The sequence below is a fragment of the Streptomyces sp. NBC_01463 genome (assembly GCA_036227345.1).
Lineage (GTDB): Bacteria > Actinomycetota > Actinomycetes > Streptomycetales > Streptomycetaceae > Streptomyces.
In genome coordinates, this window is record CP109468.1 from 3,756,994 (window position 1) to 3,779,484 (window position 22,491).

Below are 22,491 nucleotides of genomic sequence, written 5' to 3' on the forward strand. Positions count from 1 at the left end.
CGAGACGGTCGCCGATCAGCTCGCCGGCGTCTCGTCGGTCGCCGCCCGCCGTCCGTACGCGGGTGTCAACGGCGGCCTGTTCAAGTCCGAGCCCAAGCACCCCGATCACGTCCTGCCGGCCGGTGCCGAAGGCACGACCCTGATGCACATGGGCGTCTCGGTCACGGACGGCGTCCTGCACAGTTCCAGCTGCTGGACGAACGGCGACGGCAGCAACGGGGCGGTCATCCAGTACGGCATCCCGTACATCACCAGGCTCCGTACGGACCTGCGGCTGACCGCCGCCGGCACGACCGTACGGATCGACGACGTCAACCGGGATCCCGGCCGCAGCCGGGGCTGCGCACCCACCTCACCCGCGACGACCGCCCGGCGGTCGGCCTGGAACTCCACGACATGACACTCGACCGGGACATACCCCTGGACGGCTCGGTCGACGTCGTGAGCTCCTTCCACCAGCTGCTCCGCGTCGGCACGGTCCCCGCCGAACTCCCCGACTCGTGCAGCGGCCGCGAGACCGGGGCCGACGGCACGACCCTGATCTGCACGGACTCCCGCACGGCGCTCGGCACCGATATCAAGGGCCGCCCCGTGCTCATCACCCTCACCGGACAGCCGCAGACCGATCCCTCGGTCACCCACGAGGACGGCGACTCCCTCCAGGCCTTCGCCCGGCTGCTCGACTCGCCGGAGCTGGCGCTGGTCGACGTCCTCAACCTCGACGGCGGCGGATCCACGACGCTCATGACGGGTACGGAGGTGCAGACACCGCCGACGGACGCGGGCAAGGATCCGGACGGACCGGAGTACGTCCACCGGCGGGTGGCCGACTCCGTGTACACCGGGGTCGGCGGCTACGGCATGTACGCGAAGCAGTAGCCCGCGTCAGACCGCCTTGGTGCCGCGGTGCAGGGCGACGATGCCGCCGGTGAGGTTGCGCCAGGCGACCTGCGACCAGCCGGCCCGCTGGAGCTTCGCAGCGAGGCCGGCCTGGTCGGGCCAGGCGCGGATCGACTCGGCGAGGTAGACGTACGCGTCGGGGTTGGACGACACCGCGCGCGCGACCGGCGGCAGCGCCCGCATCAGGTACTCGGTGTAGACGGTCCGGAACGGTGCCAGGACCGGCTGGGAGAACTCGCAGATGACCACCCGGCCGCCCGGCTTCGTCACCCGGTACAGCTCACGCAGCGCCGCGTCCGTGTCCTGGACGTTGCGCAGCCCGAAGGAGATGGTGACGGCGTCGAACGTCTCGTCGCGGAACGGCAGCTTCGTGGCGTCGCCCGCGGTGAACGGGAGCCAGGAGTTGCGCTTCTTGCCCTCGCGCAGCATCCCGATGGAGAAGTCGCACGGCACGACGTACGCGCCGGTCGCGGCGAACGGCAGCGAGGACGTCGCCGTCCCGGCGGCCAGGTCGAGGACCTTCTCGGCGGGGCGGGCGTGCACCGCCTTGGCGACCTCCTTGCGCCACAGCCGGGCCTGGCCGAGCGAGAGCACGTCGTTGGTGAGGTCGTAGTTCGCCGCCACGTCGTCGAACATCGAGGCGACTTCGTGCGGCTGCTTGTCCAGGGAGGCTCGGGTCACCCACCCATTCAAGCAGCCCGGCCGGACGGCACCGGGGCGGGCCCGCCGTCCCGGGATGCGGGAAGGAGTTCCGATCCGGCTTCAACCTTTCGTGCCTGCCGGCACTCAGTAACAGGCGTGGTGACCACGACAGACCGCAGAGGAGGCCGCATGACAGCCGGACGCAGCCCGGACGCCGCCGGCTTCGAGGAATTCGCCCGCGCGAGCCAGCGCCGGCTGTACCGCACCGCGTATCTGCTGTGCGGGGACGCCGACGCCGCCCGGGACCTGACCCAGACCACGCTGGCGAAGCTCTTCCAGCACTGGGGCCGGGCGAGCGCCGCAGACCATCCGGACGCCTACGCCCGCACGGTGCTGACCCGTACCTACATCGCCGAGCGCCGCCGCCGGCTGCGCGACTTCCGTGCCCACACCCCGATAGCCGCGCACCCGCCCGCGGTCGGCCCGGAGCTCACGGTGACGCTGCTGACCGCGCTCGCCGAACTGCCGCCCCGCGCCCGGGCGATGGTCGTCCTGCGGTACTGGGAGGACCTGAGCGTGGAGACGGTCGCGGAGCTGCTGCGGTGCAGCCCGTCCACCGTGAAGAGCCAGTGCTCACGCTCACTCGCCACCCTGCGCACCCTCCTGGGCGACGCACACCTCTACACCACCCGAAGCTGAGGAGACCCGTCGTGGACGTTACCGACCGCTCCGGCCACCGGCCGGACCCCGATGCCGAGGCCGTGCTGATCAGGGCGGCCATGGAACAGGCCGCCGAGGGCGCGCCGCCGCTGCCCGACCTGGTGCCGGTCGCCCTGGTCCAGGGCCGTCGGCGCCGCACCCGCGCCCGTGCGGCCGTCGGGGCCGGGGTGACGGGTGTGGTGGCACTGGGAGTGTTCGGCGCGGTGCTGGCGACGTGGGTCCCGGAGGGGCGTACGCAGCCGGCACAGACCTGGTCCTCCGCCGCCTCGCAGACCACGACCGCCGCCCCGTCGCCGGTCCCGTCCGCCCGGCCCGTACCCGCGCCCGTGCACATCGAGCCGAGCGACGGCGAGACGCCGATGGCCGCCCTGCCCGCGGCCGAACGGGCCCGGCAGGAGGCGTTCCAGCAGAAGGTCGCGGTGCTGCTCGACGAACTGCTCCACGAGCAGCTCGGCACCGTCCGCCCGGTCGACCTGGCGGTCAACCGCTACCAGGGCGGATCGGACGGCAACACCTTCCCGGTCGTCGTCTCGGTGCGCCCCAGGGGCGGTCCGGGCGCCGTTCCCGCCGATCCGGCGTGCCGCAGCATCCCTTCGAAGGGCCTCGAGTGCCGGATGGTCGTGCTGCCGGGCGGCATCAGGGCCCGCGCCATCACCGCGGAGGGCAACTGGGACGGCTCGCGGACGATCACCGGCGTCGATCTCAAGCTCGCCTACGGGACCAGCACCGTCCGGCTTTCGGTCGACGGTGACGGCTCCTCGATGGTGTCGTCACCGGTCACCGTGGACCAACTCGTCTCCGTCGCGAGCGACTCCAGGTTCCTGGAGCTCGTGAAGTACGCGGACGGACATCCGATGGAAGACAAGGAGCACTCCGTACGTGGCGGCTGAGACAGGACGGCACCCCGCACCGCGGCGAGGCCGGGGAGTCCGGCGGCGCACCCGGCGGGAGCGGCGGCGCCGCGGCCGGATACGCGTGCTCGCCGCCGTCACCGTCACGGCGGCACTGATCGGGATCGCCGTGGTCGCCGCACCCCGGTGGGCCGGCGGGGACGACCGGCCGGCCGCGGCGGCCGCGCCGGAACCGTCGGACACGCCACGGACCTCACGGCCGGACAACGCGGCGTCCGCCCCGGCCGCGGAACCCACGAAGAGCGCCACGCCACCACCCCCTTCCCCCTCCCCCACGGACTCCGCCCGCGACCCCGTCGTCCCCGCGTCCGGCCCCGGCACGTTCGCCGTCGCCCGCGCGGGCGTCTCCCCGGGCGGCGGGAACGCCTACCGGGTCGAGGTCGAGGACGGTTCCGGCGTCGACCCGGACGAGGCGGCCGGCCGGGTCGCCGGCATCCTGGCCGCGCCGCGCGGCTGGGCGCACGGCGGGGCGCACTCCTTCCACCAGGTCGCGGACGCTCGGGCCGGACTGGTGATCCGCATCGCCACCGCGGCGACCACCGACCGGGTGTGCGGGGCGATGGGCCTCGACACGCACGGAGAGGTCAACTGCCGGGTGGGCGAGGTGGTGATGGTGAACCTGAAGCGCTGGCAGACGGGTTCGCCCGAGTTCCACGGGCCGCTCGCCGACTACCGCGCCCTGATCGTCAACCACGAGGTCGGACACTGGCTCGGCCACGGCCACGAGACCTGCCCCGGCAAGGGACGCCCCGCCCCCGCCATGATGCAGCAGATCTACGGACTCAAGGGCTGCGTCTCCAACGCCTGGCCCTACGCCGCCGACGGCACCTACCTCGGCGGCCCCACCGTCCCGTGATCCATATGTGTGTGGACTGAACCAATCGGCTCCGGCGGCGGTCCTTATAGCGGGGAAACGCCAACCGCAGGGGATGCGGAGGCCGGGGAGGGGCGCGGATGTCCGCAGGGAGTGTGGGCCGGGGAGTGCGGCGCGAGCGCGGCCGGAACCGGCTGTGGGTGAAGGCCGTCGTGCCGGTGGTGCTGGTCACGGCGGCGGCCGTGGCGGTCCGGTGGAACGGCGGGCACGAGCCGAGCTCGTCGTCCGCCGCCGCCACCTTCACCGTGGCCCGCGCGGGTGTCTCGGAGTCCGGCGGCGGTGACGCCTACCGGGTCGAGGTGGAGAAGGGCTCGGGACTGGACCCGGACGCGGCGGCCGCCGAGGTCGCCCGCATCCTGGCCGCCCCGCGCGGCTGGGCGCACCACGGCGAGCACTCCTTCCGCCAGGTCGCCGAGGGGCCGGCCGGGCTGGTCATCCGGATCGCCACCCCGGAGACCACGGACCGCATCTGCGGGAAGGGCGGGCTCGACACGCACGGCGAGGTCAACTGCCGGGTCGGGACCGACGTCATGGTCAACCTCAAGCGCTGGCGGACGGGTTCGCCCGAGTTCCACGGGCCGCTCGCCGACTACCGCGCCCTGATCGTCAACCACGAGGTCGGACACTGGCTCGGCCACGGCCACGAGACCTGCCCCGGCAAGGGACGCCCCGCCCCCGCCATGATGCAGCAGATCTACGGACTCAAGGGCTGCGTCTCCAACGCCTGGCCCTACGCCGCCGACGGCACCTACCTCGGCGGCCCCACCGTCCCGTAGACACTCCCCGGGACGGCCCTCAGCGGCCCCGGTACACCAGGCGTCCGCCCGCGACCGTGGCCACGCAGCTCGCCCCGCCCGCCTCCGCCAGCGCGGCCTCGTCCGGTGCGTCGAAGGCGGCGAGGTCCGCCCGGCCCCCGACGGTGAGGGGTGACGCCATCGCGTCGGCCACCGCACTCACCCCGGCCAGCGGGTCGAGCCGCGGCCCGTCGCCGGCGGGGCTCCCGGTGCCCGGCGCGGGGCCGAGGACCAGCAGGCCGGATCGGCGCACGGCGGTGAGCAACGCGGGCGCGGTGGCGGGCGGAACGGTCACCGCGGTCGTGCCGTGCCGGAGCATCCGGTGCAGCCCGCGCCGGACGCTGCCCGCCCGCCAGGTGTCGTCCGGTCCGAGGGCGTCGAGCGCCGCACCGGTCAGCGGCTCCGTGCCCAGGGTGTCCGCCTCGCGCGGATCGGGGAAGTACGACTCCTCCAGCAGCCGGACGGCGTCCCGCTGCACCAGGCCCGGGGTCAGGACGCCCGGCCAGCGCCGGACCCGGGCGGCGGGGTGGGCCGCGGCGAGTCCGGCGTACGGGCCGAAGGCGGCGATCACCGCGTCCCGGACGGCCACCGCCCCGCCGGGCACGGGCGCACGACCGCCGCCCGGCAGGAGCAGGGCGGCGGTGTGGATCGTCAGCAAGGCGACGGACCCTAGTTGGCGTTGAGGAGCTTGAGCTCGGGGTGGGCCGTGCCGCCCTCGATCGCGGTGGACGAGATGTGCGAGACGACGCGCTCGTCGACCGGGTCGTTCGCCGGGTCGTCGTGGACGACGAGGTGCTCGTACGTGGTGGCGCGCTGGGCCGGCACCCGGTCCGCCTTGCGGATCAGGTCGATGATCTCCAGCCGGTTGGAGCGGTGCTTGGCACCGGCGGAGGAGACGACGTTCTCCTCCAGCATGATCGAGCCGAGGTCGTCGGCGCCGTAGTGCAGCGACAGCTGGCCGACCTCCTTGCCGGTGGTGAGCCAGGAGCCCTGGATGTGGGCGACGTTGTCCAGGAACAGCCGGGCGATGGCGATGATCCGCAGGTACTCGAAGAGCGTGGCCTGCGTCTGGCCCTTCAGCTTGTTGTTCTCCGGCTGATACGTGTACGGGATGAAGGCGCGGAAGCCCCCGGTGCGGTCCTGCACGTCGCGGATCATGCTCAGGTGCTCGATGCGCTCGGCGTTGGTCTCGCCGGTGCCCATCAGCATGGTGGAGGTCGACTCGACGCCGAGGCCGTGGGCGATCTCCATGATCTCCAGCCAGCGCTCGCCGGACTCCTTGAGCGGGGCGATCGCGGTGCGCGGCCGGGCCGGCAGCAGTTCGGCGCCGGCGCCCGCGAAGGAGTCGAGCCCGGCGGCGTGGATGCGGCTGATGGCCTCCTCGGCGGAGACCTTCGAGATCCGGGCCATGTGCTCGATCTCGGAGGCGCCGAGCGAGTGGATGACCAGCTGCGGGAACGCCTTCTTGATCGCGGAGAAGTGCTCCTCGTAGTACTCGACGCCGTAGTCCGGGTGGTGCCCGCCCTGGAACATGATCTGCGTGCCGCCGAGCTCGACCGTCTCCGCGCAGCGGCGCAGGATGTCGTCGAGATCGCGGGACCAGCCCTTGGCGGTGTCCTTCGGCGCGGCGTAGAACGCGCAGAACTTGCACGCCGTCACACACACGTTGGTGTAGTTGATGTTGCGCTCGATGATGTACGTCGCGATGTGCTCCGTACCGGCGTAGCGGCGCCGGCGCACGGCGTCGGCGGCCGCGCCCAGTGCGTGCAGGGGCGCCGACCGGTAGAGGTCGAGGGCCTCCGCCGGAGTGATCCGGCCGCCTTCGGCGGCTCGGTCGAGGATGGGCTGGAGGTCGGCCTTCTCGGTCACCGGGCTGTCACCTTTCGGCGGTTTTTCAACGGATCTACGGACCGCTTCAGCGTACGCCAGCGCCGGTACGGGTCAGCGGCCGGACCGGGTCAGCGTGCCGTAGGGAAGTCCGGCGCCCCGCTCGTCGGACCGGAACCGCAGCGTGCCGTCGGCCGCGCGGGTGAAGTGGAGGTCGGCGGGCGTGGTCGTGCACAGCCCCGCCGTGCCCGGGTGTTCGGGATCGGCGCGCTCCCGGAGCGTCAGCTCCTTCTCCGTGGCGGAGGTGAGGGTGGCGATGCTGTGGCAGCTGACGTCCACGCCGAGTCCGGTGACCGTCGTCGTCATACGGGCGACCCCGGCGCCCTTCTTCCCCTTCACGAGCACCGCGGTGAGCGTGCCGTGCGGCGCTCCGGTCGTCTTCTCGGTGAGCGGCCCCCGCCACGTCCCGACGAAGGCGTCCGGGACCGCGGTGAGCGGGTCCGCCGGCCCGGTCGCGGAGCGCGTCGGCGCGGGGGGCTCCGCGGCGGACGGGCCGGAGGAGGTGGCGGACGGGGTCGCACCGGTATCGCTGGGACCGGCGTTGTCGGCGCCGCGTCCGCCCGGCATCAGGTCGAAGAGGAAGGCGCTGCCCACGGTCACCGCGGCGAGCGCACCGGCCACCGCGAGGGCGACGGTGCAGCTGAGTCTGCGCCCCCGGTGCTCGCCGGGCCGCGCGTCCGCGTTCAGGGTGACGGCGAACCGGGGATCGGGGGTGCGCTGCCCCGGCACCCCGCCGGTCCCGGTGGCGGGGTGGTGCGGCGGCGGGGTCGGCCCGGACGCCTGGGGCGGTTCGACGGGCGGGCCGAAGACACCGAGCGGGCCGTTCGCCCCGGTCGTCCCGAACGACGCGCTGGTGAACGGCACCGGTCCCGACTGCACCGGGGCCTCCTGCGGTTCCAGGTCCAGCAGCGCGACCGCCGAGCGGCTGACCTCGCGCACCAGCGGACCGGGCAGCCAGCCCGCCGCGACCGAGGCCGCCGCACCGCCGGGCGCCAGCTGCCGGGCGAGCTCCGCCGGGGTGGGCCGGACGGCCGGGTCCTTCGCGAGGCAGGAGGCGATGACGTCGCGCAGTCCACCCTCCATTTCACCCAGTTCGGGTTCCTCGTGGACCACCTTGTAGAGGAGTACGGCGGAGGAGTCGCCGAGGAAGGGGGCGGCGCCGGTCGCCGCGTAGGCGAGCACCGCGCCCAGCGAGAAGATGTCGGCCGCGCCCGAGATGTCCAGGCCGCGGATCTGCTCCGGTGCCATGTAGCCGGGCGAGCCGACCGAGACGCCGGTGGAGGTGAGCGAGGCGGTGGCGTCGATGGCCCGGGCGATGCCGAAGTCGATGAGCCGGGGGCCGTCGAGGGCGAGCAGCACGTTGGACGGCTTCACGTCCCGGTGGATCAGGCCCTGGCCGTGGACCGCGGCCAGCGCCTCGGCGAGCCCGGCACCCAGCGTGCGTACCGCCTGTTCGGGCAGCGGCCCGTACTCGGTGACGGCTTCCGAGAGCGGCGGCCCGGCGACGTAACCGTGGGCCACCCACGGAACGGGGGCGTCCGGGTCCGCGTCCAGGACGGGGGCTGTCCACTGCGCGCCGATCCGCCGCGCCGCGTCCACCTCGCGCCGGAAGCGGGCGCGGAACTGCTCGTCGAGCGCGAAGTGCGGGTGGACGACCTTGACCGCGACGGTCCGGCCGCCCGCGCTGCGCCCCAGATAGACGCGCCCCATGCCGCCGGCGCCGAGCCGGCCGAGCAGCCGGTAGGCACCGATGCTCAGCGGTTCGCCGGCTTCGAGCGGCTGCATATACGGACTCCCCTTGTGGACCGGCCGGACCTCCGACCGAAGCCTAGGGGCGAAGGTCATCGGGTCACAGGGGAAACCATCCGCCGATTTCGCCCCCAAGGGAACGAACGGCGTCATTCACCGCAACAAAAGGCGTGAATGTGCCGTTCCGCGGGGCGATTGCGGAAGGGCCCGGGGAGGCACACCCCCGGGCCCTTCCGTCAACCGGCCATTCAACGCGAATTCACCCGAATCGATATCCGCACATCCGCCCGAGCCTTCCCCTCGGGGAAGGGCGGGAACGGCGGAACGGAAAGGCCGGGCATTCCGGCCCGGCCCGCACCGCCGGCATCCGCCGTAGCGGAATGTCCGGCGAAGCCCTCAGCCGCCGAGGAGTTCGACGTTCACATCCGCCGGGAAGCCCGTGGTCGGGCCGGTCCGGCGCGCGAACTCCGTGACACCGGCCAGTTGCGCGGGCCCGAAGCGGAAGTCGAGGGTCGTGAAGTAGCGCTCCAGGACCTCGGCATCGAAGGCCTCCCAGCGCGCCGCCTGCTCCGCGACCTTGGTGACCTCTTCCAGGGACACGTCCCGCGAGGCCAGGAACGCCTCGTGGACCTTGCGGACAGCGTCGGGCTCGGCGGCCAGGTAGTCCTTGCGGGCGGCCCAGACGGCGAAGACGAACGGCAGTCCCGTCCACTCCTTCCACATCGCGCCCAGGTCGTGGACCTGGAGCCCGAGCCGTGGGGCGTCGTGCAGGTTGGCGCGGAGCGCGGCGTCACCGATGAGGACGGCGGCGTCCGCCTCCTGCATCATCACGCCGAGGTCCGGCGGGCACGTGTAGTAGTCGGGGGTGACGCCGTACCGCTCGGCGAGCAGCAGCTGCGCCAGCCGTACGGAGGTGCGGGAGGTCGAACCCAGCGCCACCCGGGCCCGGTCCAGGTCCTCCAGCGGCCGCTGCGACACGATCACGCACGACATGACGGGCCCGTCGCAGCCGACCGCGATGTCGGGGAAGGCGACCAGGTCGTCGGCGTTGCGCAGGTACTCCACGAGGGTGACGGGGCCGATGTCCAGATCGCCCCTGATCAGCTGCTCGCTGAGCTTCTCCGGGGTGTCCTTCGAGAGCTCCAGGTCGAGCAGGGTTCCGGTCCGTGCGAGCCCCCAGTAGAGGGGCAGGCAGTTGAGGAACTGGATGTGGCCGACGCGCGGCCGGCTGCGACGGTCGTCGCCTGCGACGGTTGAGACGGTTGAATTGTCCACATCGCGAGGCTAGACCCGTGACCGGCCGGCGCCCTCACCGGGGGCGCGCGGCGCGGCGCGCTCCCTCTTCCGGGGTGCCCGGCAATGGCCGCGGGAGAGGTGTCCGGAGAGGCCTCCGAGCCACCCGGAAGGGCCTCTCGGTCCGCTCATCCGCACGTCAATCAAACATCCGGGTCAAGTGATCTTTCCCTCTACCCTTCGGCGCAGGCTGCGTGCTAGGCTCAACGCCAAGTTGCAGTTTGGTTTCCCTTGCAGTACAGAGCCTGCGGAGCATGTAACCCGCAGGCTTTTGTAGTTTTCAGACTTCTTTGCAGGTTCTGGAGCAGGGCAACCCTTTGGCCCAAGGAGGGCTTATGGCTACCGGAACCGTCAAGTGGTTCAACGCTGAAAAGGGCTTCGGCTTCATCGCCCAGGACGGCGGCGGCCCGGATGTCTTCGTCCACTACTCCGCGATCAACGCGTCCGGGTTCCGCTCCCTCGAGGAGAACCAGGTCGTGAACTTCGACGTCACTCAGGGACCCAAGGGTCCGCAGGCTGAGAACGTCACCCCGGCCTAGTTGCCCGGGTCGGCCGATCGCGGCCGGTAATGCAGTACCCAAGGAGCCCCGCTCCTCCGCCTCGGCGGAGAAGCGGGGCTCCTGCCTGTGCCCCTCCCGCCGAACGCGTCCGGGTCGCCTGCCCGTATCCGGGCTCTCAGGGAATGCTCCACGTCAGTTGCCGTCCGCGGCGGGCGAGGAGTTCCCATGACGCGCGTCACACCCGGACCGGGGGTTGCGATGCTTGACCTTGACACCGTGTGAGGCCGTGCACTGGGAGACATCATGTTCACCATCGGAGACTTCGCCCGGTACGGGCGGGTGTCGGCCCGGATGCTGCGTCACTACGACGCGGTGGGGCTGCTGCACCCCGACCGTACCGACCCCTCGACCGGCTACCGGCACTACGGTGCCGCCCAGCTCGCCCGGCTCAACCGGATCATCGCCCTCAAGGACCTCGGCTTCACGCTCCAGCAGGTGCGGGCCGTCCTCGACGACGAGGTGGGTTCCGAGGAGCTGCGCGGGATGCTGCGGCTGCGGCGTTCGGAGCTGGAGGCGGCGATGGCCGCGGCGGCTGCGCGGCTGGCCCAGGTCGAGGCGAGACTCCGGTCGATCGAGAGCGAGGGACACATGTCCGTGGACGATGTCGTGATCAAGAGCGTTCCGCCGGTACGGGTCGCGGAACTGACCGAGGTGGCCGCCGGTTTCGCGCCGGAGGACATCACACCGGTGATCGGCCCGCTGTACGAGCGGCTGTTCCCGCTGCTGGGCGAGGCCGGGGTCGTGCCGACGGGCCCGGGGATCGCCCGCTACGAGGACGTGCCGGAGGGCGGCGGGGCGGTCGTCGTGCACGCGGGGGTGACGGTCTCGGCCCCGGCCGGGCCGCTGGGTGACACCGGTGTGACGGTGGTCGAGCTGCCCGCGTTCGAGGCGGCGACGATCGTCCACCGCGGCTGCATGGACGGCGTCCTGTCGACGGTGCAGACGCTGGCCCGGTGGATCGACGCCGGCGGCTACCGCTCGGCGGGGTATGCGCGCGAGGTCAGCCTGGAGTGCCCCGAGGACCGGGACGCGTGGGTGACGGAACTCCAGGAGCCGGTCACCCGGGCCTGACCGGGTGAGGGGGGTGAGGGGCCGGCCGCCCCCTCACCCCCTCTCTCACACCGCCGTGCCGGGCCCCGCCCAGAGCCCGTCGTCGGTCAGCCCGAGCAGGTCGATCGCGTTGCGGCGCACGATGCGGTCCACGACATCGGCGTCCAGGTGCCCCATCTGCGCCTCGCCGACCTCGCGGGACTTGGGCCAGGTCGAGTCGGAGTGCGGGTAGTCCGTCTCGTACAGGACGTTCCCCACCCCGATCGCGTCCAGGTTCTTCAGCCCGAAGGCGTCATCGAAGAAGCAGCCGTAGACGTGCTCGGTGAAGAGCTCCGACGGCGGCCGGTGGACCTTGTCGGCCACTCCGCCCCAGGCCCGGTTCTCCTCCCAGACGACGTCGGCACGCTCCAGGATGTACGGGATCCAGCCGATCTGGCCCTCCGCGTACATGATCCGCAGGTTCGGGAAGCGTTCGAACTTGCCGCTCATCAGCCAGTCGACCATCGAGAAACAGCAGTTGGCGAAGGTGATGGTGGAGCCGACGGCCGGCGGGGCGTCGGCCGAGGTGGACGGCATCTTCGAGGACGAGCCGATGTGCATGGCGATCACCGTCCCCGTCTCGTCGCAGGCGCGGAGGAACGGGTCCCACTCGTCCGTGTGGATGGACGGCAGCCCGAGGTGCGGGGGTATCTCGGAGAACGCCACGGCACGCACCCCGCGTGCGGCGTTGCGCCGGACCTCGTCGGCGGCGAGCTGTGCGTCCCAGAGCGGGACCAGGGTGAGCGGGATGAGCCGGCCGTGCGCGTCGGGCCCGCACCACTCCTCGACCATCCAGTCGTTGTACGCGCGCACCCCGAGCAGCCCGAGTTCGCGGTCCTTGGCCTCGGTGAAGGTCTGGCCGCAGAAGCGGGGGAAGGTCGGGAAACACAGTGCGGACTGGACGTGGTTGACGTCCATGTCGGCCAGCCGCTCGGGCACCGAGAACGAACCGGGCCGCATCTGCTCGTAGGTGATGACCTCCAGCCTGATCTCGTCGCGGTCGTAGCCGACGGCGGTGTCGAGCCGGGTCAGCGGGCGGTGCAGGTCCTCGTACACCCACCAGTCGCCGATCGGGCCGTCGTCGCCCTTCGCACCCATCACGGGCGCGAACTTGCCGCCCATGAAGGTCATTTCCTTGAGCGGCGCCCGGACGATGCGCGGTCCTGAGTCCGCGTACTTGGACGGGAGCCGGTCCCGCCAGACATGAGCGGGCTCCACCGTGTGGTCGTCCACCGAGATGATCTTCGGGAAGGTCTCCATGCGTCCCACGGTAGCGCCGATCTGACGAACCGTCAGCTATCTGGACGGGGCCCCGTTCCACAATCGTTGTCGAGGGCTTGTGCAGAGAGTCACCCACTGCTGACGCGCGCCCCGTTCACAAGGCAGACTGTTGACGGCGATACCAACGGTATGGAGCAATCCGGATGGCCTCGAAGGAATCCGGACATGTGCCATCGTGCCGGGCAGCGCACAGAGCAGGACAGGAGACAGCAATGGGCCGTGCCGACGGACCACGGGTACGCGTTCCGGAGCAGCGCGTCCCGGAGCAGAGGTCGGTGGAGGAAGCCGGACTTCGTTTCTCCCTCCTCGGTCCGGTACGGGCCGGGCGGGGCGACGAGACGCTGCCGTGCGGCTCGCCGCAGCAGCGCGCCCTGCTGACGGCCCTGCTCCTGAGAGGCGGCCGCACAGCCACGGCCGCCGAACTCATCGACGCCATCTGGGGCGAGGACCCGCCCTCCCAGGCACTGGCCGCGGTACGCACCTACGCCTCGCGCCTGCGCAAGACCCTGGGCCCGCTGACCCTGGCGAGCGACTCCGGCGGATACGCGATGCGGATCGGGCCCGGGGCGCTCGACCTGACCGTGGCCCAGGACCGGGCGGCCGACGCGGAGAAGGCCAGGGCGTCGGGCGACCGCTGCGGGGCCAGGGCGCTGCTGAACGAGGCACTCGCCCTCTGGGACGGCGAGGCGCTGGCCTCCGTCCCCGGGCCGTACGCGGAGTACCAGCGGACCCGGCTGGAGGAGTGGCGGCTCCAGCTCACCGAGACCCGTCTCGATCTGGACCTGGAGGTCGGCTGCCACGCGGAGGCGGTCTCCGAACTGACCGCGCTCACCGCCGCGCACCCGCTGCGCGAACGGCTGCGCGAGCTCCTGATGGTGGCCCTGTACCGCAGCGGCCGCCAGGCGGAGGCCCTCGCCGTCTACGCCGACACCCGGCGGCTGCTCGCCGAGGAACTCGGCGTCGACCCGCGCCCCGAACTCGCCGCGCTCCAGCAGCGCATCCTGCGGGCCGACGAGGAGCTGGCCCGCCCGGCCGACGAACCCACGCCGGCCGCCGCACCGCTCCGCCCCGCGCAGCTCCCGGCCACGGTCTCCGACTTCACGGGCCGCAACTCCTTCGTCCGCGAACTGGGCGACCGCCTCGCCACCGCGGAGGGCTCGGTCATGGCCGTCTCCGCCCTCGCGGGCATCGGCGGCGTCGGCAAGACGACCCTCGCCGTGCACGTCGCCCACCAGGCCCGCCCGCACTTCCCGGACGGCCAGCTCTACGTCGACCTCCAGGGCGCGGGCGCCCGCGCCGCCGAGCCGGAGACGGTCCTCGGCGCGTTCCTGCGCGCGCTGGGCACGGCGGACTCGGCGATCCCCGACTCCCTGGACGAACGCGCCGCGCTCTACCGCTCCACGCTCGACGGCCGCCGCATCCTGGTCCTCCTGGACAACGCCCACGACGCGGCCCAGATCCGCCCGCTGCTCCCCGGCACGGCCGGCTGCGCGGCGCTGGTCACCAGCCGGGTCCGGATGGTCGACCTGGCGGGCGCGCACCTGGTCGACCTGGACGTGATGTCGCCCGAGGAGGCGCTCCAGCTCTTCACCCGGATCGTGGGCGAGGAGCGCATCAACTCCGAACGCGAGGCGGCGCTCGACGTGGTCGCCGCGTGCGGCTTCCTCCCGCTGGCCATCCGCATCGCGGCCTCCCGGCTGGCGGCCCGCCGCACCTGGACGGTCTCGGTCCTGGCCGCGAAGCTCGCGGACGAGCGCCGCCGGCTGGACGAGCTCCAGGCGGGCGACCTCGCGGTGAAGGCCACCTTCGAACTCGGCTACGGCCAGCTGGAACCGGCCCAGGCCCGCGCCTTCCGTCTGCTGGGCCTCGCCGACGGCCCGGACATCTCCCTGGCGGCTGCGGCGGCGCTGCTGAACCTGGAGGCGCACACGGCGGAGGACCTCCTGGAGGCCCTGGTCGACACGTCCCTCCTGGAGTCGGCGGCCCCGGGCCGCTACCGCTACCACGACCTGGTCCGCCTCTACGCGCGTTCGTGCGCTGACCGGGACGAACAGCCGCCGGAGGAGAAGGAACTGGCGCTGTCGCGGCTGCTGGACTTCTATCTGGCGACGGCCGCGGGGGTCTACGCACTGGAGCGGCCGGGGGAGCGGGTCCTCGATCACTTCTCGTCCACGTCCTACCCGGGCCTTGCCTTCCGGGTCCGCGAGACCGCCCTGGACTGGCTGTTCACGGAGTCCAGCGGACTGCTCGCCTGCGCCCGCCAGTCGGCCGCCATCGGCATGCCGCGGCGCGCATCCGACCTGCTGATGGCGGTGGTCGACCTCGGTGAGTCGGGCGCGAACTCACACCAGTTCGCCACGGCCGCGACGGCCGTGGCCGAGGCCGCCGAGGCCGCGGGCGAGGCGCAGGCCGAGGCCAGGGCCCGCACCATGCTGTCCCACGTCCACAGCGTCTCGGGCCGGTTCACCGAGGCGGAGGCCGAAGCGATGAGGGCCCTGGGGCTCGGCGAACTGGCCGGCGACCCGGTCTCGCTGGGGCAGGCGCCCAACCAGCGCGGGATCATCGCGCTCTACGAGAACCGCCACGAGGACGCGGAGTCGCATCTCACGCAGGCCATGACGGCCTTCCGCGCCGACGGCAACAAGCCCGGCGAGGCATCGGCGCTCTGCAACCTCTCGCGTGTGCACCTCGCGACGGACCGGACCCCGAGCGCCGTCCAGCTGGCACAGCGGGGCGTCGCGATCTACGAGGACGACACCACCGGTCTCGCGCTCCGGCTCGCGAACGGGAAGTACGCGCTCGGGCTCGCCCTCATCGGCAGCAGGCAGACCTCCCGGGCCCAGAACGTCCTGCTGGAGGCCCTGCACATCTTCCGCGAGAGCCGCCAGCGGCTGTGGCACGGGATGACGCTCTTCCGGCTGGCCGAGCTGCACATGGCCGAACAGCAGGCGGCTCAGGCGGCGGCCCACGCCGAGCAGGCGCTGGCCGTGCTCCGTGGCATCGGCGGGGACTGGCGCAGGGCCAACGTGCTGACGGTGCTCGGTCAGGCACTGGCGGCCATCGGGCAGACGGACCGTGCGCAGGTCTGCTGGAACGAGGCTCTGACGATCTTCGATACGCTCGGCTCCCCGGAGGCCGAATCGGTCCGTGCACTCGTCAACCCGACTGCCGTGGCCTGACCTTGTCGGGCGTTCATCAATCGTTTATCGCGGCACGCCACTCTCTACTCATCGATCCGCCGCGTCGGGGGGCAGACGGATCGGCGTGCGGCCTCACCACTAAGGTGAACGGCCCTGGAAGGCCCGCCCGGCAGTCCACGGGGGAACAGCCGGGCGGGCCGGCCCAATCCATATGTCCACACTTTCAGGAGTTGACCTTCATGGCCGCCAACAAGGACAGCCTCAAGCCGACCGACGCGCACGCGACGGGCGAGGAGATCACCACCCTGGACGCGCACGCCACGTCCGAGCCGGCCAAGCCCACCGACGCGCACGCCACGTCCGAGCCGGCCAAGCCGACCGACGCGCACGCCACGAGCGAGCCGGCCAACTAGTCCAACCTGCACGGGGAGCGGCCGCGGCGGCGCGGAGGGGGAGCCGTCGCGGCCGCTGCGTGTCCGGGCAGGGACGGCCCACGCGATCGCGTCAGCGTGGGGGCCGCTTCCCGCCAGGGGGTACCGCCGCCGCCGGTCCCGTCGCTAGCGTCACTCCACGTCCGGAAGTTCGCTCCCATCGCAGGAGTTGAGATGACTCGCACCAAGAAGACGCTCGTCGCCGCCGCGTTCGCCGTGGCCCTCGGCATCGGCGGCGCGTGTCCCGCCCTGGCCGACGCCCACGCGAGCGGCGACACCCCGGTCACGACTCAGGATGCCGACACCGGCGTGGCCACCCCGCAGGACGCGCACGCGAGCTGAACCGGCCGGCACGGCGGAGGGGCCCGAGCCACCCCGGCCCGGGCCCCTCCGCCGTGCCGTTCCCCTACCCCCGCCCGCCCCGCAGCTCCCCCTTCACCACCTTGCCGCTCGCGTTGCGCGGGAGCTCGCTGACGAACTCCACCGCCCTGGGCACCTTGTAGTTCGCCATCTCCCGCCGCGACCAGGCGATCAGGTCGTCCGCCGTCACCGTGGCGCCCGGGCGGCGCACCGCGTACGCCTTGCCGACCTCGCCCAGGCGGGGGTCGGGGATGCCGATCACCGCGACGTCCGCCACGTCCGGGTGCAGGCCCAGGAGCTGTTCGATCTCCGCGGGGTAGGCGTTGAAGCCGCCAACGATGAACATGTCCTTGATCCGGTCCGTGATCCTCAGGTTGCCGTCCCCGTCGAGGACGCCGACGTCGCCGGTGTGCAGCCAGCCGTCCGAGGTGATCGTGGCGGCCGTCGTCTCCGGGTCCTCGAAATAGCCCCGCATCACGTTGAAGCCGCGGACCAGGATCTCGCCGGGGGTGCCGGGGGCGCCCAGGACACGGAGTTCCGTGCCGGGGATCGCGCGGCCCGACGTGGCGGCGATCACCTCCGCCGGGTCGCCCTGGCGGCACATCGTGACGATGCCGCTCGCCTCGGAGAGGCCGTAGGCGGTCAGGACGGTGGCGATGTCGAGTTCCGTGCGCAGGCGGTTCACCAGCTGGAGAGGGACGACCGCGGCGCCCGTCACCACCAGGCGCAGGGCCGAGAGGTCGTGGTTCGCGCGGGCCGGGTGGTCCAGGATGGACTGGTGGAGCGTGGGCGGGCCGGGCAGGACCGAGATGCGTTCGGCGGCGATGTTCGCGAGGACCGTGTCCACGTTGAAGACCGGCTGGGGGACCATCGTCGCCCCCCGCATCAGGCAGGCGATGATGCCCGCCTTGTAGCCGAAGGTGTGGAAGAACGGGTTCACGATCAGATAGCGGTCGCCCTCGCGCAGGCCCGCCAGCTCGCTCCAGATCGCGTAGCAGCGCAGGGTCTGCGCGTGGCTGATGACCGCGCCCTTGGGGCGGCCCGTGGTGCCCGAGGTGTAGATGATGTCGGAGGGATTCGAGGGGGCGATCGTGGCGGCCCGGGTGCGGACCTGCCCGGGGGATATCCGCTCCCCCGCCGCCAGGAAGTCCTTCCAGGTGACGTAGTCGGCGGGGGCGGAGTCGGCGAGCACCACCACCGTCTCCAGGTGCGGGAGTTCGACCTCGGACCGGCGCAGGGACGCCACGTACGACGTCCCCAGGAAGGTGCCCGTGACGAAGAGCAGTTTCGCGCGGCTCTGCTCCAGGACGTACGCCGCCTCCGTGCCCTTGAAGCGGGTGTTGAGCGGGACCAGGACCGCGCCCGCGGTCACCGCGCCCAGCGCGGAGACGATCCAGTCCAGGGTGTTCGGCGCCCAGATCCCGACCCGGTCCCCCGGCTCCACCCCCGAGGCCATGCACGCGGCAGCGGCCCGCTCCACGCGCTCGCCGAGTTCCGCGTACGTGACGCGGGTGCGGCCGTCGGCCACCGCCTCCCGGTCCCCGTACCGGCTCGCCGCCGCCCTCACCAGGCTGGGGACCGTGGACCATTCCTCGTCGCCGCGCATCTCGTGCCCTCCCGCCGTCGAACCGGAACGCCATGGCCGCCCCGTAGCTGACTATCCGTCAGATTAGCTGTAGCCTCCTCCGCTGTCAGCAGTCATGACGGCCTCGGAGGTGGCGGGTGGCGACGCTCAAGGACAAGGCGGCGATAGCCGGGATAGGGCAGACGCGTTTCGCGAAGCACCTGCCCGAGTCGGAGAAGACCCTGGCCTGCCGGGCCATCGTCGCGGCGCTCGACGACGCGGGCATCGCCGCGTCGGAGGTGGACGCGTTCTCCTCGTACACGATGGAGGAGACCGACGAGGTCGAGGTCGCCAAGGCGATCGGGGCCGGTGACGTCACCTTCTTCAGCAAGGTGGGGTACGGGGGCGGCGGTTCCTGCGCGACCCTCGCGCATCTGGCCTCCGCCGTCGCGACCGGACAGGCGAGCGTCGGTGTCGCCTGGCGCTCACGGAAACGGGGCTCGGGCCCGCGGCCCTGGAAGAACACCGCGGTGCAGCTGCCCACCCCCGCGCAGTGGACCCGCCCGTACGGGCTGCTGCGGCCCGCCGACGAGATCGGCATGCTCGCCCGGCGGTACATGCACGAGTACGGCGCGACCCGCGACCACCTCTTCAACGTCGCGCTCGCCTGCCGCAACCGCGCCAACCAGAACCCGGACGCGGTGATGTACGAGCGCCCGCTGACCCGCGACATGTATATGACCTCGCGCTGGATCAGCGACCCGCTCTGCCTCTTCGACAACTGCCTGGAGACGGACGGGGCGCTGGCCTGCGTCATCGTCTCCGCCGAACGCGCCCGCGACTGCCGGCAGAAGCCCGTCTACCTGCACTCCGTCGCCCAGGGACTGCCCGCCCAGCACCACGGGATGGTCAACTACTGGAACGACGACCCGCTCACCGGCCCGGCCTGGGCCGCGGCCCGACAGCTGTGGAAGCAGGCCGACTTCGGGCCCGAGGACATCGATGTGGCGCAGATCTACGACGCGTTCACCCCGCTCATCCCGCTCTCCCTGGAGGGCTACGGGTTCTGCGGGCGCGGCGAGGGCGCCGCGTTCACCGAGGGCGGGGCGCTGGAGAGCGGTGGCCGGCTGCCGGTCAACACCGGCGGGGGCGGGCTCAGCGAGGGGTACGTACACGGCTTCAACCTCATCAACGAGGGCGTGAAGCAACTGCGCGGCATCTCCACCGCCCAGGTCCCGGACGCCTCGACCTGCCTGGTCACCGCCGGGGAGGGCGTCCCCACGTCCGCCGTACTGCTGAGGAACTGAGGAGCTGACCGAGATGGATGGACTGCTGCTGCCCGTCGTGGACGAGGACGGGGCACCCTTCTGGGAGTACGCGGCCCGCGGTGAACTGCGCGTCCAGGCGTGCGCCGCCCCGGACTGCGGAAGGCTCCGCTTCCCGCCCCGGCCGTGCTGCCCGCACTGCCAGTCGTTCGAGAGCGAGTGGCGCGAGATGAGCGGACGCGGCCGCATCTGGTCGTACGTGCTGCCGCATCCGCCGCTGCTCCCCGCGTACGCCGACCAGGCCCCGTACAACGCCGTCGTCGTCGAACTGGCCGACGCCCCGGAGATCCGGCTGGTCGGGAACGTGGTCAGCGGGCCCGACGCGCCCCTGAACTCCGTCGATCCGGCGCGGCTGCGGATCGGGGCGGCGGTGAGGGCGGTCTTCTGCCCCGTCTCCCCCGACGCGACCCTGGTCCGCTGGCTGCTGGAGCGGTGACGGGTCATGGCGCTGCGCACGGAGACGGACAAGGGGACCGGGGTGGCGCTGGTCACCCTGGACCGGCCCGAGAAGCACAACGCGATCGATCTCGCGACCGCCGCCGAACTCACCGCCGCCTGGCGGGCGTTCCGGTACGACGACGAGGTGCGGGCCGTCGTCCTCACCGGGGCCGGCGGGCGGGCGTTCTGCACCGGGATCGACCGGGGCGTGGACGTGCCGCAGCCCTCGTCCCCGTACACGATCGACGATCCGCTGATCGCGATCGGGCCGAAGGCCAACGACCTGTGGAAGCCGGTGATCGCGGCCGTGGAGGGGATGGCCTGCGGCGGGGCGTTCTATCTGCTGGGCGAGTCGGAGTTCGTCATCGCGTCCGACGAGGCGACGTTCTTCGACCCGCACACCTCGTACGGCATGGTCAGCGCGTACGAGGCGATCTCGATGGCGCAGCGGATGCCGTTCGGTGAGGTCGCCCGGATGTCCCTGATGGGGACGGCGGAACGGGTCACGGCCCGGCGTGCGTACGAGACCGGGCTGGTCAGCGAGGTGACCCCGCCCGGTGAGGCGGTGGCGGCGGCGCTGCGGGCGGCGGCCGTCGTCGCCTCGTATCCGACCGGGGCGGTGCAGGGCACGGTGCGGGCCGTCTGGTCCGCCAGGGAGGCGGCCCGGGCGCAGGCGCTCGCCCATGCCCCGCACCTGATCGCGCTCGGGAACCTGACGCCGGAGCGGCAGGCGGAGCTGTTCAGGGGGCGGGGCGGGGGCGGCGGCGGAACGTTCCGGCTGCGGTGAGGGCGGTGTGTCCGGCCCGGACCGTCAGTAGCTGAGCTCGGCGGTGACCGCGCACTTCTTCACGCGGGAGACCTTGCCCGGGCTGGCCATCCGGACGGAGACCGTCTTCGTGTCGCCGCCGTCCGCCTGCACGGTGGCCTCACCGGTGTCGACGGTGTTGCCGACCGCGTCGAGGAACTTCACGTCGACCTCGTACGTGTGGCTGCCGACGGCGTTCGCGGTGAGCCGGACGGTGGAGGTGGTGACGGCCTTGCGCTTGCCCTTGCGGGGTGCCGCGCAGCGGAAGACGTACGCCTGCGGGGCGTCCGTCGCGGTGGCGGTGGGGGTCGGGGTGCCGTAGGTGGAGCCGGACGAGCTGCTCGACGAGCTGTAGTCGTCATCGTCGTCGTAGTCGGTGTCGTGGTAGGTGCCGTTGCTCTTCTTGGAGTTGGAGCACCCGCCGCCGCTGCTGCTGCTCGACTTGCTCTTCCCGCTCCGGCTCTTGCCGCCCTTGCCGCCGTGGCTGGAGCTGGAGAAGCCGGTGAGCGCGAGCACCACCGCCACCAGGACCACGGTCAGTTTCACGTGTTGCCGCACCATCGGTACGTCCCCCTTGTGTTGTCCTTCGTCTGTGCCGCGGCCGGCCCGGCAGGCGGGCGGCCGCGCGACACCGTAACGCACAGCATGGCGGGCCCCGTCCGGCGGCCCGGTCATGGCCCTGTCACAGTCTCGTCATCGTCCGTCTGGTGGCGAGGGGCATACCCCGGGCGTAGCGTCGAGTCGAGAGCGGTGGTGATCCGCGTCGCCGGCCGGCGGCGCTCACGCCCGCGGGAGGTCCGGAGATGATCCGTAACGTCCTCGGTTCGATCGTCGCTCTCCTTGGAGCGGCGGCCGCCGTGCTGAGCCCCTTCCGTGACTGGTACGACGGCCGCCTCGGGCGGTACTACGGGGTCGACGACCTCTTCACCGGTGTCACCGGGGCGCACCCGGCCGTGCTCGGTTCGATCCTGCTGCCCTTCCTCTTCGCCGCGGTGCTGGCGGTCGTGGGCGTCGTCCTCCGCTTCCGGCCGATGGTCGCGCTCGCGGGCGTGCTGGTGCTCGGGTTCACGGTGCTGTGGATGGTGCGCCAGGGGCAGGCGGCCGGCAGCCTGACGATCGCGGGCGACGGCTCCGGGCTCCAGCAGGGGGTCGCGGGCGCGGCGGGCGGCGGGGTGCTGCTGCTGCTGGGGGCGGCGCTGATGTCGGGGCGGCGCGGAAGGCCGCGGCGCGAGCGGGTCGACCGGCCGTACGAGGCGCCGGGGTCGGCGGATCCCGATACGTGGCCGCCGACGCGGGAGCCGGGGCCGTCGGTGCAGACGAGCCCGTGGCCGGAGCCGGAACCCGACCCGTACGTGGGCCCGCCGGGGCCGCCGTCGGGGCCGCGTGATCCGGCTTCGGGGCCGCCGCGGGATCCCGACTCGGAGCCGACCGCGACGTACCCGGTCCAGGACCCGCCGGACCGCCCGGGTCCCCCGGGCTACCCGCGGGGGTAGCCGTCACCGGCGCGCCCGGCGCCCGACCGTGCCGGTCCGGCGCATGACGACGATTCGGCCACCAGGTCCAGCCCGTCCGGCGCTTGAGGACGAAGCGGCCGCCGGGCGCCCCCGGACCCTCTCGCGACGCCCGCCCGCTCACCGGTTCCGTCCTCAAACGCCGGACGGGCTGGAGGTGGACGTTTTCCGTCCGGGCGGCGGCCACCACAGCCACGGTTCCGTCCTCAAACGCCGG

The 22,491-nt window shown here is 72.5% G+C and carries 23 protein-coding genes; 15 read left to right on the plus strand and 8 right to left on the minus strand.

Going from position 1 to position 22,491, the window contains the following annotated elements; genetic code table 11:
• Positions 1–148: 148 nt before the first annotated feature.
• Both OG521_16560 and OG521_16565 read left to right on the plus strand, forming a co-directional pair.
• The gene (locus tag OG521_16560) at positions 149–400 is read left to right on the plus strand and encodes a hypothetical protein (protein ID WUW22323.1); all 252 of its coding nucleotides are present in this window, start codon (positions 149–151) and stop codon (positions 398–400) included.
• The gene (locus tag OG521_16565) at positions 397–879 is read left to right on the plus strand and encodes a phosphodiester glycosidase family protein (protein ID WUW22324.1); all 483 of its coding nucleotides are present in this window, start codon (positions 397–399) and stop codon (positions 877–879) included. Before OG521_16560 ends, OG521_16565 begins: the two co-directional genes overlap by 4 nt.
• 6 nt (positions 880–885) lie before the next feature.
• Here OG521_16565 and OG521_16570 read toward each other — a convergent pair whose 3' ends face one another.
• Positions 886–1,581, minus strand: a complete 696-nt coding sequence (locus OG521_16570) for a demethylmenaquinone methyltransferase (GenBank protein WUW22325.1) — start codon at positions 1,579–1,581, stop codon at positions 886–888.
• A gap of 150 nt (positions 1,582–1,731) precedes the next feature.
• Between OG521_16570 and OG521_16575 the strand changes: the two genes are divergently transcribed.
• From OG521_16575 to OG521_16590, 4 genes are all read left to right on the plus strand, one after another.
• Positions 1,732–2,241, plus strand: coding sequence for a SigE family RNA polymerase sigma factor (locus tag OG521_16575; protein ID WUW22326.1), 510 nt, complete (start codon positions 1,732–1,734; stop codon positions 2,239–2,241).
• Between the two features lie 11 nt (positions 2,242–2,252).
• Positions 2,253–3,152, plus strand: a complete 900-nt coding sequence (locus tag OG521_16580) for a hypothetical protein (GenBank protein ID WUW22327.1) — start codon at positions 2,253–2,255, stop codon at positions 3,150–3,152.
• Positions 3,142–4,029 (plus strand): DUF3152 domain-containing protein, encoded by an 888-nt coding sequence (locus OG521_16585; GenBank protein ID WUW22328.1) that lies wholly within the window; start codon positions 3,142–3,144, stop codon positions 4,027–4,029. The genes OG521_16580 and OG521_16585 overlap by 11 nt, the downstream gene beginning before the upstream one ends.
• Positions 4,030–4,127: 98 nt before the next feature.
• Positions 4,128–4,823, plus strand: coding sequence for a DUF3152 domain-containing protein (locus OG521_16590; protein ID WUW22329.1), 696 nt, complete (start codon positions 4,128–4,130; stop codon positions 4,821–4,823).
• Between the two features lie 19 nt (positions 4,824–4,842).
• Here OG521_16590 and OG521_16595 read toward each other — a convergent pair whose 3' ends face one another.
• The 4 genes from OG521_16595 to OG521_16610 all read right to left on the minus strand — a co-directional run bounded on the left by OG521_16595 (position 4,843) and on the right by OG521_16610 (position 9,752).
• Positions 4,843–5,499 (minus strand): hypothetical protein, encoded by a 657-nt coding sequence (locus tag OG521_16595; protein WUW22330.1) that lies wholly within the window; start codon positions 5,497–5,499, stop codon positions 4,843–4,845.
• Positions 5,500–5,510: 11 nt separating this feature from the next.
• Positions 5,511–6,710, minus strand: a complete 1,200-nt coding sequence (mqnC, locus tag OG521_16600; protein ID WUW22331.1) for a dehypoxanthine futalosine cyclase — start codon at positions 6,708–6,710, stop codon at positions 5,511–5,513.
• Positions 6,711–6,782: 72 nt separating this feature from the next.
• Positions 6,783–8,513 carry a serine/threonine protein kinase gene (locus tag OG521_16605; GenBank protein WUW22332.1) on the minus strand — a complete coding sequence of 577 codons (1,731 nt, stop codon included), beginning with the start codon at positions 8,511–8,513 and terminating at the stop codon, positions 6,783–6,785.
• A 360-nt stretch (positions 8,514–8,873) separates the two neighbouring features.
• Positions 8,874–9,752: a menaquinone biosynthesis protein gene (locus tag OG521_16610; GenBank protein ID WUW22333.1), complete on the minus strand. Its 879-nt coding sequence runs from the start codon at positions 9,750–9,752 to the stop codon at positions 8,874–8,876.
• Between the two features lie 353 nt (positions 9,753–10,105).
• On the opposite strand from OG521_16610, the gene OG521_16615 reads away from it, so the two are divergent.
• Together OG521_16615 and OG521_16620 are read left to right on the plus strand one after the other, a co-directional pair.
• Positions 10,106–10,309: a cold-shock protein gene (locus tag OG521_16615; GenBank protein WUW22334.1), complete on the plus strand. Its 204-nt coding sequence runs from the start codon at positions 10,106–10,108 to the stop codon at positions 10,307–10,309.
• A gap of 264 nt (positions 10,310–10,573) precedes the next feature.
• Positions 10,574–11,401 (plus strand): MerR family transcriptional regulator, encoded by an 828-nt coding sequence (locus tag OG521_16620; protein ID WUW22335.1) that lies wholly within the window; start codon positions 10,574–10,576, stop codon positions 11,399–11,401.
• 45 nt (positions 11,402–11,446) lie between these two features.
• Here the strand turns inward: OG521_16620 and OG521_16625 are convergent, their stop codons facing one another.
• The gene (locus OG521_16625) at positions 11,447–12,679 is read right to left on the minus strand and encodes an amidohydrolase (GenBank protein ID WUW22336.1); all 1,233 of its coding nucleotides are present in this window, start codon (positions 12,677–12,679) and stop codon (positions 11,447–11,449) included.
• A 233-nt stretch (positions 12,680–12,912) separates the two neighbouring features.
• Between OG521_16625 and OG521_16630 the strand changes: the two genes are divergently transcribed.
• The 3 genes from OG521_16630 to OG521_16640 all read left to right on the plus strand — a co-directional run bounded on the left by OG521_16630 (position 12,913) and on the right by OG521_16640 (position 16,613).
• Positions 12,913–15,879, plus strand: a complete 2,967-nt coding sequence (locus OG521_16630; GenBank protein WUW22337.1) for an NB-ARC domain-containing protein — start codon at positions 12,913–12,915, stop codon at positions 15,877–15,879.
• A gap of 200 nt (positions 15,880–16,079) precedes the next feature.
• The gene (locus OG521_16635; protein ID WUW22338.1) at positions 16,080–16,253 is read left to right on the plus strand and encodes a hypothetical protein; all 174 of its coding nucleotides are present in this window, start codon (positions 16,080–16,082) and stop codon (positions 16,251–16,253) included.
• A 192-nt stretch (positions 16,254–16,445) separates the two neighbouring features.
• On the plus strand, positions 16,446–16,613 hold the full coding sequence (locus OG521_16640) for a hypothetical protein (GenBank protein WUW22339.1): 168 nt from the start codon (positions 16,446–16,448) through the stop codon (positions 16,611–16,613).
• 64 nt (positions 16,614–16,677) lie between these two features.
• Here the strand turns inward: OG521_16640 and OG521_16645 are convergent, their stop codons facing one another.
• Positions 16,678–18,237, minus strand: coding sequence for a FadD3 family acyl-CoA ligase (locus tag OG521_16645; protein WUW22340.1), 1,560 nt, complete (start codon positions 18,235–18,237; stop codon positions 16,678–16,680).
• Between the two features lie 116 nt (positions 18,238–18,353).
• Between OG521_16645 and OG521_16650 the strand changes: the two genes are divergently transcribed.
• The 3 genes from OG521_16650 to OG521_16660 are packed head-to-tail and all read left to right on the plus strand — an operon-like array spanning position 18,354 to position 20,745.
• Positions 18,354–19,502 carry a lipid-transfer protein gene (locus OG521_16650; GenBank protein ID WUW22341.1) on the plus strand — a complete coding sequence of 383 codons (1,149 nt, stop codon included), beginning with the start codon at positions 18,354–18,356 and terminating at the stop codon, positions 19,500–19,502.
• Positions 19,503–19,515: 13 nt separating this feature from the next.
• On the plus strand, positions 19,516–19,956 hold the full coding sequence (locus OG521_16655) for an OB-fold domain-containing protein (protein WUW22342.1): 441 nt from the start codon (positions 19,516–19,518) through the stop codon (positions 19,954–19,956).
• A 6-nt stretch (positions 19,957–19,962) separates the two neighbouring features.
• The gene (locus OG521_16660; GenBank protein WUW22343.1) at positions 19,963–20,745 is read left to right on the plus strand and encodes an enoyl-CoA hydratase/isomerase family protein; all 783 of its coding nucleotides are present in this window, start codon (positions 19,963–19,965) and stop codon (positions 20,743–20,745) included.
• A gap of 24 nt (positions 20,746–20,769) precedes the next feature.
• On the opposite strand, the gene OG521_16665 is transcribed toward OG521_16660, so the two are convergent.
• Positions 20,770–21,324: a hypothetical protein gene (locus tag OG521_16665; GenBank protein WUW22344.1), complete on the minus strand. Its 555-nt coding sequence runs from the start codon at positions 21,322–21,324 to the stop codon at positions 20,770–20,772.
• A 242-nt stretch (positions 21,325–21,566) separates the two neighbouring features.
• Here OG521_16665 and OG521_16670 point away from each other — a divergent pair, with 242 nt between their 5' ends.
• Positions 21,567–22,256 (plus strand): hypothetical protein, encoded by a 690-nt coding sequence (locus OG521_16670; protein WUW22345.1) that lies wholly within the window; start codon positions 21,567–21,569, stop codon positions 22,254–22,256.
• The last annotated feature ends 235 nt before the right edge of the window (positions 22,257–22,491 follow it).